Origin of the sequence: Aliiglaciecola sp. CAU 1673, assembly GCF_029223185.1 — a bacterium.
In the GTDB taxonomy this organism is placed as follows: Bacteria; Pseudomonadota; Gammaproteobacteria; order Enterobacterales; family Alteromonadaceae; genus Bowmanella.
This window is the reverse complement of record NZ_JARHUG010000012.1, coordinates 115,594-127,931: the sequence shown is the minus strand read 5'-3', so window position 1 is coordinate 127,931 and position 12,338 is coordinate 115,594. Positions and strand designations below refer to the sequence as shown.

Here is a 12,338-nt window from a genome sequence, read left to right as displayed (position 1 = left end):
CAGAAGATTTAGGAGCGAGTATGGCAAGCAAAGGCATAAATAAAGTAATCCTGGTGGGTAACCTCGGTCAGGACCCTGATGTCAGGTACACCGCCAACGGCAAAGCCGTGGCCAACCTGTCCCTGGCGACCTCTGAGAGCTGGAAAGACCAAAGCGGTCAGATCCAGGAAAAGACGGAATGGCACCGTGTAGTGATGTTCGGCAAGCTGGCTGAAATCGCTGGTGAATACCTGCGCAAAGGTAGCCAAGTGTATATTGAGGGTAAATTGCAGACCCGCAAATGGCAGGACCAGCAAGGCCAGGATAAATACACTACCGAAATCGTGCTCGATCCCTTTACCGGTGTTATGCAGATGCTGGGTGGCAACAGTGGTGGCGGTGGCAGCCGCAGCCAAGGCGACAACCAATACAATCAAGCGCCTCAGCAACAGCCGCAATATTCACAGAGCGCCCCGTCTTACCAGCAACATCCTAATCAAGGTGGTAATCAGGGCAATCAAGGCGGCAATCGTCCGCCGCAGAATCAATCCAGGCCTCAGCCCAGTCCTGAGCCGGACTTTGACTTCGACGACGATATTCCGTTCTAAACAATACGCTCCAAAAAACCCTGCTCCGGCAGGGTTTTTTATATCTGCCAGATAGGCTGTGCCTGTAGAAAAAGCTCAGCCAGTCCATTTCGATTTTTATATTTGCTCAAATGCTTCTACGCTAACTTTTAGCCATTGCAACATTGCGCCTTAAATCAAAGGGCCAGGTTTCTTTGTCCAAATATGCTGATTACTCATGCTTTTTCTTCTCTTCACCGGTGTTCGCCTGCATTGTGTTGTTGAAGGTATCAGTGTCCTGACTCATTCACTGAGGCTTCAATCATGAAAGATTGTTATCTACTCTCCATACTCTCATTTCTTTTGAACCCACAATTGCACAATCAAGGCTCGTGGCTACAGAGTAGGTCTCACAAAGTGAAGGCCGACACCTTGGGCTATTAGCATGGCATATGACGAAGAGGAGTCTTTGGCAAAGCAATTACTTCACGAAAAAAGTAAGCTTTTGCAATTACAAAAGATGGCAAAAATGCTCACCATTGAGTTTAACAGCGATAATTTTTGCCAAGGAAGTCAATATATCTATGACTTCTTCGAGATCCCGCGCCGAGAGGGCGGTTTTTCTAAAGAGGAATTTGCCGCTGCATTTCCTAAAAAGTACCAACAAGAATTACGTTCTGCCCTATATGAATATGAGGGCACACAACTCACCCACATCAATATCAGCTTTGTTAACCCTCGCTATCAGCGACGTTTTTTGTCATGCAGCATAGATGCCCAAGTTGAACAAACGCTGGTAGTTATTCAGGATATTTCAGAACGCGTAACAGCGGAGAACTTTTCGCGACAAAGTCAGCACAGCTTGGACATTTTCTTGTCACATGTGGCAGAGGCTGTAATTACGATTAATGAAGAAGGCAAAATTGGCAGGTTTAATCCCGCCGCCGAACAGATGTTCCAGTACTCGGCCAGCGAAGTGATTGGTCGTAATGTCAGAATACTGATGCCTGAACCCTATGCCAGCGAGCACGACGAATATATCCATCGATTTCTGGAAACCAGCGAATCAAAAGTGATAGGCAAAAACAGGGAACTTGTCGCCAAACGCAAAGATGGCGAAACCTTCCCTATCTTCCTTAGGGTAGCGGAATTAACAAAGGACACTAACAGCGCCATCATGGGAGGGGCGCGGTTTCTTGCCACCGTCCAGGATCTCTCTGTATGGAACAAACAACAAGAAGCGGTGCAGCGTTCCTATCGCATGGAATCTCTTGGCCAATTGGCAGGGGGCATTGCCCATGACTTCAACAATATGCTTGGGGTGCTGTCGGTCAATCTTGACTTACTTGGACAGGCAAACTTGTCAGAGGCACAAGTGACTCGCTTAGAACGATGTAACAGAAGTGTTGATAAAGCGAAACGCTTAACGCGTAAGTTCTTGCAGTTTTCCCGAAAGAATATGCAGCATGCGCGGGTCGTCGATGCGGTGGCACTGACAAATGGGATGCATGACATTCTTCATCGGCTACTTCCTGACAGGATTGCCTTTCGGATTATCACCCCACCTCTAACGTTACCAATTTTTATCGACCAGGATGACTTTGAAGATTGCATTACCAACTTGGTGATCAATGCCAGAGATGCCATTTCTGACACAGGCCAAATCATTGTTAAAGTCTTTCCGCCCACACCACTATCCAACGAAGAGTCTTTTTACTTACCCGGTAACAGAGACACAATCGGCAGATACATTAGGTTGGACATAACCGATACAGGTTGTGGCATTCCCAAGGACAAACTCCACTCCATCTTCCATCCTTTTTACACCACCAAGAAAAAAGATAAAGGCACCGGGCTCGGGCTAAGTATGGTGTACGCTTTTGTCAACCGCAGTAATGGATTAGTGGCGGTAAAATCCGGCCCAGGCGATGGCACGTGCATGTCCATTTTTTTACCGGAAGCCGATCACAAACAGCTTATATGCAGCGATGAAAGCCAATCCAGCAAAGTGTCAGATATCAGCCTGTTTAAAAGCGAAGGTGAAGAGAAGATACTGGTCATCGAAGATAATCTGGATGTTTTGGCAAGCACCGCAGACACATTGAGATCACTAAACTACCAAGTAATTACATCAAATAGCTCTGAGTACGTGGAAAACATCCTGGATTGTGACCCGGCTATCAACCATGTTCTTTCCGACATTAACATCCCCAATGCCATGAGCGGATTACAACTGTATGAGCTTTTGAAAAGTAAAAACAGGGCTATCAAGTTTGGGTTGATGACCGGCTACTCTGAACAACTACTCAAAGATTGGCCCAAAGACGTTAAGGAAAAAATGGTGCTAGATAAACCCTTCAGCGCATTTGAATTGGCCAGGTTTGTCAGCCAAATGGATAAACTGAATACATAACTATCCGACCGCAAGTAAACGAATAGCTGATGTCTTTGATTGAAGACATTACAACGTTTTAAAAGGAAGTGTTTTATGACAGACATGAAAATTTTACTGGTCGATGACGATCAAGATCATAACGAAACCCTCAGCGACGTATTCTCTGAAAACTATCATGTATTTTCTGCCTGTAGCGGTAGTGAAGCCATACGGAAATTTGCACAAGAACAACCTGATATCGTGTTACTGGACATAGGGTTACCAGATACAAATGGCCATGACATCTGCAGACACTTAAAGGAGTCCCATCCTGACAGCAGTTTTTCGGTGATCTTCGTTTCTGGCCACGACACCAGTGAAGAGGTGCTTAAAGCCTATCAGGCTGGCGCCGATGACTTTATTGCCAAACCCTTTGAGTTAACTGTCTTATCCGCCAAGGTTCGCAAATTAATCTCCTTTTTGGAACAACAACGCAACTTATCCGAAGCAGCCAACCTGACCAGAGAAATGGCCTTTCAGTCCATGGCAGAGGCTGCCAGTTATGGCGCTTTAATTGAGTTTTTCAGGAGAGTGCAAAACAGTACCAATTTGTCTGAACTAGCCAAAGTCTATTTTGAAACCATCGAAGGTATGAACCTGATTAGCAGCTTGCAAATCCGCAGCGATGATGGCGCCGCCACTACCCTCAGTGGCGCTGAATGCGCTTCAAGTCCTATCGAAGAGGAGGTTTTTGACCTACTTAAAGGCGCTGGAAGAATCTACCAATTTGGTCATCGTTTTCTTTTTAATTACAAGCATGTATCGATGCTGATTAAAAACATGCCAAAAGATGAGACTGAATGCGGCCGACTCAAAGACCTGCTATGCATTATCTGCGAAGGCTTGGAAATGAAAGTACAGGATCTTAGACGCCGTAAGGCTTTGGATGAGACACTTAAGGTTGTGCGTCAGGTCAGTCAAGAACTGGTAGCGAAACTAAATGTTTCTGAAGCCGATGCCAGGCAATCGGCCGATCATGCAGCCACCCTTTTTGCTGAGATAGAGCGTGGCTTTCATTTTTTAGATCTTTCTGAAGAGCAGGAAAAATTCTTTGTCAGCCTAATGAAAGAAAGTCGCAGCGAAATGAATGCGTTAACAGGGTACGTGCACCAAATGAAAGGGCAGTTGGAGAAATTAGTCACATCAATGGAAAAGTCACTGCAGTGAAACTGTAAATTCGGCTCTGATTATTGGCTTTGAGAAACTTTTTAACTGGCTTTTTATTCGCAGAACATCTCCCTTGCAAAGAAATACACAGGCCGCCTTTGCCATGCCAAAATTGTTGCTAAGTTGGCAAGACACCCGCTGGAAACTGCTCTGTAACCCCACAACATTAGTCGTGCAGGATTACCATTTTTAAAAACTGATGGCTGCATGCACTACCAATCTTTTTTGAGAGGTTGGCTCAGGCCCTGTCACACTAGCCTTAAAGGCCAATGTCTGCTGTAATGCCTTTATAATAATAAAGAATACCGATTCCAATGCGCATAGGCTGGCGAGATCTAATAAAACGCAAATTGCGGGGGCGCTCTTCTCACCTGATGGTCGGGATAGAATTTGGCCTGCATGCCTTATATTTATCCCTGATTTCCAGTCGCAAAGGCGTTCCTGTATGGAAAGCACAACACAAGCTCCCTATAGACAACTGGCAGGCCTCTCTGGCCGAGTGGGTCAAAGCCAACAAAGCGGTCGGCACTCCATGTCGGGTGGCCTTTTCTACCAACAAGTATCAACTACTACTGGTGGAAAAACCTAATGTCCCAGAACAGGAATTAGGTCAGGCTTTGCGCTGGACAGTCAATGACTTGATTGGTGCTCAGGAAGAGATGTTGGTGGACTATTTTGACTTGCCTGTGCAATCCGCCGGTGCCAATAAGGTTAACCTGGTCGCGGTCTCGCAAGCATTGGTAAAAGAAGTTGTTTATGGGATCTACGAATCTGGTTTGGAACTGCAACATATCGGCATCGAGGAATTGTGCCAGTGCGATTTGCTTGATACGAGCAAAGAGGCCCAAATCACGTTAATTCAGGAGCCGGGTGAAGAGGTTTGTCTGAGTATCATCAAAGACGGCAAACTCTTCTTCTCCAGACGGCTTCGCGGATATGAGCAACTCAGCAGTTATGGGTTGGAGCAAATTCAATCTAGCGTGGTGGATACGCTGAGTTTGGAAATTCAGCGTTCCATGGACTACTTCGAAGGACAACTTCGCCAGGCACCGGTAAAACGTATCCTAATCTGCATGGACACCCCGTTTCAGCAGGATTTGCGACTGATGCTTCAGCAAAATATGGCGTTGGAATGCCAGGTTTTCGATTCTGAAGTGCAACGAGAAAGCGGACTGGAATTCTCGGCGTCCACCATCACCAGTCTCGGCGCAGCGTTTTCCGGTATCCGCCAAGGGCAGGCCGCCTGATGAAACAACGCGTCAATTTTTACTTCGATGAGTTCAAACCCAAACTCACCCTGTTCACCCTGAACACGGTGATTGGACTTTGGTGTCTGGCGCTATTGGTCATCCTGTTTTTCTGGTGGCTAGGTCATCAACAGTGGCAACAACTCAGCGAAGAACAAGAAAACGTGGCCAGTGAGCTACGCATTATGAAAGACACTCTGGATCAACAGAACGCCCGTCAGGGGCAGCCCCCCAACCCCATTCTGAATGCGGAAGTTTTGCAGTTGGACCGGCAGTTGATTAGCAAGACCCAGGTGCTAAAACAGCTTGCCAAGCTGGAGACGAAGCAAAGTAGTGGCTATGGCACCTTGATGGAAGGACTGGCCCGCCAACATCATCCCGATATTTGGCTTAGCCGTATCCAAGTGGATGAACATGGCGTGTTGCTGCAAGGGGGCACGCTGGCCTCAACCTCTATTCCCAAATGGCTCGATGGCCTTAAAGCAGAAGAGTATTTCCGTGGCATGGCTTTCTCCACCGTGCAAATGCAGCGCGATGAACAAGACAGGCTGATGTTCCAGCTAAGCTCCCGGCAAGCCAGTGGTGGGCAACAGCAAGGAGTGGCAGCACGGTGAACTACGCACAACTAAATGACAGGCTTGTGGCCCTCTCCCTGCGCGAGAAATTGATGGTGATTTTCGCCGGCGCTTTTATTGTGCTGTATGGTGGCTATCTGCTGATACTTGAGCCTGCCTCTGCGGCACGGGAGCAAATTACCCAACTCACTCAGTCACAAAAAGCGGAACTGGCCACCACCATTGAAAGATTGCAGAATCTGCGTCCCCAAGATCCCGATGCTGGCCTGCAACGTCGCAAAGCCGAGATACTTGAGCAGTTGAATCACTTAAATCTGCAACTGGAATCACAAACCAGCGAATTGATTCCGGCACAGGCCATGAAAACCGTGCTGCAAGAACTCCTGGCACAAAGTGACAGCCTGAAAGTGATAGAGCTCACCTCCATCGCACCAGTCTTGCTGCAACCCACTGGCCAAGAAGCTGAGGACAATAGTGAAGAAGAGCCGGAAGTGGGGGTCTACCGCCATGGCATCAAACTGGTGCTTGAAGGTGAGTATTTCCAAATTCGTGACTACCTGAAAAGATTAGAATCCTTGCGCTGGCGCCTGTACTGGCAAGGATTTGATTATGAAGTCTTGGAGTACCCGCAAGCTCGTATCACCCTGGAGCTCGGCACCTTAAGCACCGGCAAGGCATTTTTGGGGGTCTAGATGCGAAGAAAATACGTATTTCTGGCAATCGGCTTGATGGCAATGCCCTTGCAAAGCCAGCAGATGGATCCTACCCGCCCACCGCTGGACGTCGGCGTTGCGGGGCAATCCGGCGGCATCCCGCAAGCGGCAATGAAACTGGATGGCATCATTACACGCAACGGCAAACACTTTGCGCTGGTTGGCAAGCAAGCCTTGGGCCGCGGCGATCGACTCGGCGGTCTGGAGATAGTGTCCGTTGAAGCGGATAAGGTATTGCTGCGGGATCAGAATAAAAACGTCACTCTACAGTTGAATATGGCGCAAAACATGAAGAAGAGCGAAGCGAATGGTTTCTAAAACTTTACCAATAAGTGGCCTGGCAAAACGCACTCCGCTTTGGGCGGCGCTGATAGTGCTGCTGTCGGGATGTCATCTCAATGACAACGGTAAAACCGCCCACGCAGCGCTTAAACAAGCTGAGCAGGAAGCACCAAATCCCAGCGATAGCCAGCAACCACTGCAGCAAGTGCCAGAGGAAATTGCCGCCTTGCTTTCAGCAGACGTTATGCAATCCACGCCTGCGACAGAGGCGTTCAATGAACCCAAATACGATATTCAGGCCCAACAAGCCGAAGCAGCCGCTTTTTTCTCCGGTTTGGTCCAGGACACGCCCTTTAGTGTGGCTATCCACCCTCAGGTCAGCGGTCAGATTTCTCTGGACCTGAAGCAAGTCACTCTGCCTGAAGTATTCGATGTGGTCAGCCAACTCTATGGTTTCGACATTCAACGCAGTGGCAATATTTTCCGCATCTATCCGTCAGGCATGCGCACCGAAACCTTCACCGTCAATTATCTGCAAATGAGTCGTATGGGATTGACCCAAACCAGTATCGTTACTGGCGGCGTTTCACAGTATGACAATAGCAATAATCAGGGTAGAAATAGTCAGGGCAACTTTGGCGGCAATCCGCTGACCGGTGGCGATCAGTACGGTAGCAATCAGGCCAGCAACAGCATTAACGGCACCAATATCTCCACTCGCAGTGATTCTGATTTCTGGAGCCATCTTGAAAAGAGCCTGAAAGCCTTTATCGGCCAGGAAGGTGGACGCAGTCTGGTGGTTTCTCCGCAGGCAGGATTAGTCACCGTCAGGGCCATGCCCGATGAACTCCGCGCTATTCGCAGCTATCTGCAGCGCTCAGAGCAAATGATCCAACGCCAGGTAGTGCTGGAAGCCAGGATTATCGAAGTGACCTTAAGCGATGAATACCAACAGGGTATTGATTGGGTGAAAATAACCAATAGCGCGCGCTTAGGCCCTATCAGTTTCTCTGGCGCGACCATCGGCAACTCGGTGAGTAACAGCCTGGGTGGCATTACTTCGCTGAGCTTTTCCACCAACAGCTTCTCAAGTCTGCTGTCGCTGTTGTCCACCCAGGGCAATATGCAAGTGTTATCCAGTCCCAGGGTAACGGCATTGAATAACCAAAAAGCGGTTATCAAGGTGGGAGATGATGAATACTTTGTCACCAACGTGAATAGCGAGCGCATCAGCAGCGGTACCGGTACGGCCGATGAGTTGAGCACCAATGTGGAGCTGACCCCCTTCTTCTCCGGCATTTCACTGGATGTGACGCCGCAAATTGATGAACAGGGCAGTGTGCTGCTGCATGTGCATCCCTCGGTGATTGAAACCCGGGAACAAGAGAAGATTGTGACCCTCAGCAACGGCCAGATAGTGTTGCCGCTGGCGCAGAGCAATATTCGTGAGTCTGATACCGTGATCCACGCCAAATCGGGTGAGATTGTGGTAATCGGCGGGTTGATGCAGACCATTGTCAGTGAAACTGAATCGAGAACACCAGTGTTGGGCAGTCTGCCGGTATTGGGCGAGCTGTTTAAAAATCGCAAAGAACAGGAACACAAAAAGGAACTGGTGATCCTGATCAAACCCACTGTGGTGGGTGCAGGCACCTGGCGTAACCAGTTGTCACAAAGCAGCGAGCAGGTCAGAGATTGGGTTGAGACCAGATAGCCATGTATCTCTACCACTTCGGTTTAAGGGAATTACCTTTTACCCTGACCCCCAACACCAGCTATTACTTCGGTCTGCCCAGCCATAAGCAGGCTTTCGAGGTGTTGAGTTTGGCCCTGAAAACCGGTGAAGGTTTTATTAAAGTCACCGGCGAAGTAGGTACCGGCAAAACCCTGCTCTGCCGCAAATTACTCAATGAGTTGCCGGATCATTTCGAATCAGCCTACATTCCCAACCCCAATCTGAGCCCACAGGAACTGCGCAAAGCGGTAGCGGGTGAGCTGGGCGTGGCGCTGACTGAGAAAGCAGACCAGCAGGAATTTACCCATCGCATTCAGGAACGTTTGATTGACATCCATCGGAGCGGCAAATCTGTGGTCTTGATTATCGATGAGGCGCAGGCCTTGCCGCTGGAAAGCATCGAAACCCTGCGCCTTTTCGGCAATTTGGAGACCGAATCACGTAAGTTGTTGCAAGTGGTGCTATTTGGTCAGCCGGAGTTGGATCAAAAGCTATCCCTACCAGAGTTGCGTCAATTGAAGCAGCGCATTGGGTTTAGCTATCGCCTGAGCGAGATGGATCTGGACCAGTTACAACAATATGTGCACCACCGCATGCAGGTTGCAGGCTATCGCGGCCCCGAGCTGTTCAGCAGAAAAGTGTGTCGCCTGTTGTTTAAGGCTTCGGCAGGCACCCCCAGGCTGGTCAATTTACTTTGCCATAAGGCGTTAATGTTGGCTTATGGGGAAGGGCGCTTACAGATCACTGCCAAAGACATTAAATTGGCCGGCAGTGACACCGAAGCGGCTCAGGCCATCTCAACACCGCTTAGCTGGTGGCTGGCCTGTGGCTTTATCCTTATATTGGCCGCTGTTGGCATTTACTACCTGCCTGGAGTCTTGTGATGAGCGTGATCAACAAGATGCTTCAGGACCTCGAAAAACGTCAGCAACTAGGCGTCAGTGGCGACTATGTGCCTCCGCTCAAGTCGGGCTTTAACAAACTATGGCTGATGTTTCCTCTGCTCCTGGCCGCCGTTTTGATTTGGCAATTTTGGCCCGGTATCCCAGATCAGGCTTTGTCGGTTAGCACGGTGGAGCAAGAGCAGGTAAAAGCGCCAGAACCTAAGCCCATGCGTGAAATACAAGGCGCTCAGGCACAAGCAGAAGAGATACCCGACTTAGCCAGCGAATCCCAGGAGTTGATGGAAACGGCACCAGTAATCGTTGTTGCAGACATACAAACTACGGAGCCTCAAGAGCAAACCACAACTCCACCAACGGCCCCTGATAGCTCCCAGCAAGCGGCACAAAGACTTCCCAAGCCTGACTCCGGCCTCATCAAGGTACAAAGCGCCAAAGAAAATGCCGACACACAATGGCAACGACTGAAATCTCAGGCCGCCAGCGCATTGGCGCAAAACGACACTGGCAAAGCAATAGATTTGCTGCAGCAGATGCTTGCCAAGGCCCCTGACAACGAAGGGGTCCGCAGTAAGCTCGCAGAGCTTTATCTTGGCCGCGGGCAAGCCCAGCAGGCCAAACAACTTTTGCAAAGCGGCCTTGCACTGGATCCTGGTCAACATGGCTTGCGACTTAGCCTGGCTAAGATTTACCTGCTCGATAACAACAACAGCGAAGCTTTGGCCTTGCTGGAGAGCACTAATCCGCCCCTGTCAGAATATGCTGATTACTATGCCGCCCGTGCCCCATTGGCAAGGCAAGAAGGCAATCTGGAACTAGCCGTTGCCGACTACCTGTTACTAAGCCGCTTTCAACCATTGTTAGCAAAATGGCGCCTTGGTCTGGCCATCAGCTTGGATCAGGCTGGTCGCCAACAAGATGCCCTGGGACAGTACCGCTGGCTATCACAGCAAAACCAGGTGGCGCCACAGATACGGGAATTTGTTCAACAGCGTCTTCGAGCATTGGGAGGATAGATGCAACCCAAGTTAAAGATGCGCCTTGGCGACTTGCTGGTGCATGAGAACGTTATTAGCGAAGCACAGTTGCAACAGGCACTGGAAGCGCAGCGTCAAACGGGACGCAAACTGGGCAATGTGCTTACCGATTTGGGGCTACTGAGCGAAGACCAGCTGCTGACATTCCTCTCCCAACAGTTGAACGTGCCCTTTATCGATATTGGGCGGCGCAATCTTGAACCCGCAGTGGTTAAACTCCTGCCTGAAGTACAAGCCCGACGTTTTCGTGCCATTGCCCTGGAAAATAATGCCGATCATATACTGGTGGGCATGAGCGATCCGGCCGACCTGGCAGTATTAGATAACCTTGCCAAGATGCTACCCAAAGCCGTCCGAGTGGCAGTGGTGCGCGAATCGCAACTGTTGGCAGCGCTCGATCGTCACTATCGACGAACCGAAGACATTACGTCCTTCGCCCACGAGCTTGCCAGTGAACATCGCGAAACCGCTGAGTTCGACTTTACTCAGGTGGCAGCCGGGGAAGAAGACACTGCAGTAGCGAGGCTACTCAACTCCATCTTCGAAGACGCGGTGCAGATGGAGGCCTCGGATATTCATATCGAACCTGATGAAACCTTTTTGCGCATCCGCCAACGGGTGGACGGCGTATTGCAGGAGCATCTGGTAAAAGAACGCAACATTGCTTCGGCCTTGGTACTGCGCTTAAAACTCATGTGTGGTCTGGATATTTCGGAAAAGCGACTACCCCAGGACGGCCGTACCCATATCAAGATTAAAGGCCACGAAATTGATGTGCGTATTTCCACCATGCCAGTGCAATTCGGTGAATCGGTGGTGATGCGTTTGCTCGACCAATCCGCCGGTTTACTCTCTTTGAAACAAACCGGTATGCCGCCCAAAATTCTCGAGCGCCTGCGCCTTTTATTGGGACGGCCCCATGGCATGATCCTGGTTACCGGCCCTACTGGCTCGGGAAAGACCACAACCTTGTACGGTGCCCTGAGCGAACTTAACCAGCCGGGCGTGAAAATCATTACCGTTGAAGATCCGGTGGAATACCGCTTGCCACGAATCAACCAGGTGCAAGTCAACACGCGCATAGGTCTAACTTTCGCCAATGTGCTGCGCGCGACTTTGCGTCAGGACCCGGATGTGATCATGGTCGGTGAGATGCGTGATCATGAAACTGCCGAAATCGGTTTGCGGGGCGCCCTTACCGGTCACTTGGTATTGTCTACCTTGCACACCAATGACGCTATCAGCAGCGCTATTCGTCTGCTCGATATGGGCGCCAAAGGCTATCTGGTGGCCAGCTCTTTACGCGGTGTTATCGCGCAGCGTTTGGTCAGGCGCATCTGCGAACGCTGTAAACAGGACTATCAGCCTAATGCAGATGAACGCTTCTGGCTGCGACACTTAGACAATGACCTGTCCAAGCATAATTTTAAACATGGGGTGGGCTGTGCCGCCTGCCACCACACAGGTTACCGCGGTCGAATTGGCGTATTCGAATTGATGGAAATGACCGAAGGCATGATGAATGCATTAAAGAACAGCGATACGGTTAAGTTTGCCGAACAGGCCAGGAAAAATCCCAGTTATACCAGTCTGGCCCAATCTGCCATGGAATATGCGATTGAAGGGGTCACATCCCTGGAAGAAGTGCTAAAACTGGTAGAGATGGTGGCAGAAGAAGAGGAGGCGCCGGCAGCGAGCTGA

The 12,338-nt window shown here is 49.8% G+C and carries 11 protein-coding genes; all 11 read left to right on the top strand.

Annotated features, from left to right (window positions below; genetic code table 11):
* The first annotated feature begins 20 nt into the window (after positions 1-20).
* The 11 genes from ssb (at position 21) to P2G88_RS12840 (ending at position 12,338) form a co-directional block, all read left to right on the top strand.
* Positions 21-587, top strand: a complete 567-nt coding sequence (gene ssb / locus P2G88_RS12890; RefSeq protein WP_275796604.1) for a single-stranded DNA-binding protein — start codon at positions 21-23, stop codon at positions 585-587.
* 403 nt (positions 588-990) lie between these two features.
* Positions 991-2,958 (top strand): PAS domain-containing sensor histidine kinase, encoded by a 1,968-nt coding sequence (locus tag P2G88_RS12885; protein WP_275796602.1) that lies wholly within the window; start codon positions 991-993, stop codon positions 2,956-2,958.
* Between the two features lie 75 nt (positions 2,959-3,033).
* The gene (locus tag P2G88_RS12880; protein WP_275796601.1) at positions 3,034-4,146 is read left to right on the top strand and encodes a response regulator transcription factor; all 1,113 of its coding nucleotides are present in this window, start codon (positions 3,034-3,036) and stop codon (positions 4,144-4,146) included.
* A 374-nt stretch (positions 4,147-4,520) separates the two neighbouring features.
* Complete coding sequence (locus P2G88_RS12875; RefSeq protein WP_275796599.1) at positions 4,521-5,393, top strand: MSHA biogenesis protein MshI; 873 nt, start codon at positions 4,521-4,523, stop codon at positions 5,391-5,393.
* Positions 5,393-6,007, top strand: a complete 615-nt coding sequence (locus P2G88_RS12870; RefSeq protein WP_275796597.1) for a PilN domain-containing protein — start codon at positions 5,393-5,395, stop codon at positions 6,005-6,007. Before P2G88_RS12875 ends, P2G88_RS12870 begins: the two co-directional genes overlap by 1 nt.
* A complete protein-coding gene (gspM, locus tag P2G88_RS12865; protein WP_275796595.1) occupies positions 6,004-6,660 on the top strand; it encodes a type II secretion system protein GspM in 657 nt (218 codons plus the stop codon). The genes P2G88_RS12870 and gspM overlap by 4 nt, the downstream gene beginning before the upstream one ends.
* Entirely contained in the window at positions 6,661-6,999 is a 339-nt protein-coding gene (locus P2G88_RS12860) for a hypothetical protein (protein ID WP_275796593.1), read from the top strand.
* On the top strand, positions 6,989-8,677 hold the full coding sequence (gene mshL / locus P2G88_RS12855) for a pilus (MSHA type) biogenesis protein MshL (RefSeq protein WP_275796592.1): 1,689 nt from the start codon (positions 6,989-6,991) through the stop codon (positions 8,675-8,677). The genes P2G88_RS12860 and mshL overlap by 11 nt, the downstream gene beginning before the upstream one ends.
* Positions 8,678-8,679: 2 nt before the next feature.
* On the top strand, positions 8,680-9,582 hold the full coding sequence (locus tag P2G88_RS12850; protein ID WP_275796590.1) for an AAA family ATPase: 903 nt from the start codon (positions 8,680-8,682) through the stop codon (positions 9,580-9,582).
* Positions 9,582-10,616, top strand: a complete 1,035-nt coding sequence (locus P2G88_RS12845) for a tetratricopeptide repeat protein (protein WP_275796588.1) — start codon at positions 9,582-9,584, stop codon at positions 10,614-10,616. The genes P2G88_RS12850 and P2G88_RS12845 overlap by 1 nt, the downstream gene beginning before the upstream one ends.
* The gene (locus tag P2G88_RS12840; RefSeq protein ID WP_275796586.1) at positions 10,617-12,338 is read left to right on the top strand and encodes a GspE/PulE family protein; all 1,722 of its coding nucleotides are present in this window, start codon (positions 10,617-10,619) and stop codon (positions 12,336-12,338) included.

Excerpts from the sequence above, each read along its gene's own strand:
- P2G88_RS12870 (WP_275796597.1), top strand. The coding sequence starts at position 5,393 with ATGAAACAACGCGTCAATTTTTACTTCGATGAGTTCAAACCCAAACTC.
- P2G88_RS12845 (WP_275796588.1), top strand. The coding sequence starts at position 9,582 with ATGAGCGTGATCAACAAGATGCTTCAGGACCTCGAAAAACGTCAGCAA.
- P2G88_RS12885 (WP_275796602.1), top strand. The coding sequence starts at position 991 with ATGGCATATGACGAAGAGGAGTCTTTGGCAAAGCAATTACTTCACGAA.
- P2G88_RS12850 (WP_275796590.1), top strand. The coding sequence starts at position 8,680 with ATGTATCTCTACCACTTCGGTTTAAGGGAATTACCTTTTACCCTGACC.
- mshL (WP_275796592.1), top strand. The coding sequence starts at position 6,989 with ATGGTTTCTAAAACTTTACCAATAAGTGGCCTGGCAAAACGCACTCCG.
- P2G88_RS12840 (WP_275796586.1), top strand. The coding sequence starts at position 10,617 with ATGCAACCCAAGTTAAAGATGCGCCTTGGCGACTTGCTGGTGCATGAG.
- P2G88_RS12880 (WP_275796601.1), top strand. The coding sequence starts at position 3,034 with ATGACAGACATGAAAATTTTACTGGTCGATGACGATCAAGATCATAAC.
- P2G88_RS12875 (WP_275796599.1), top strand. The coding sequence starts at position 4,521 with ATGGTCGGGATAGAATTTGGCCTGCATGCCTTATATTTATCCCTGATT.
- ssb (WP_275796604.1), top strand. The coding sequence starts at position 21 with ATGGCAAGCAAAGGCATAAATAAAGTAATCCTGGTGGGTAACCTCGGT.
- P2G88_RS12860 (WP_275796593.1), top strand. The coding sequence starts at position 6,661 with ATGCGAAGAAAATACGTATTTCTGGCAATCGGCTTGATGGCAATGCCC.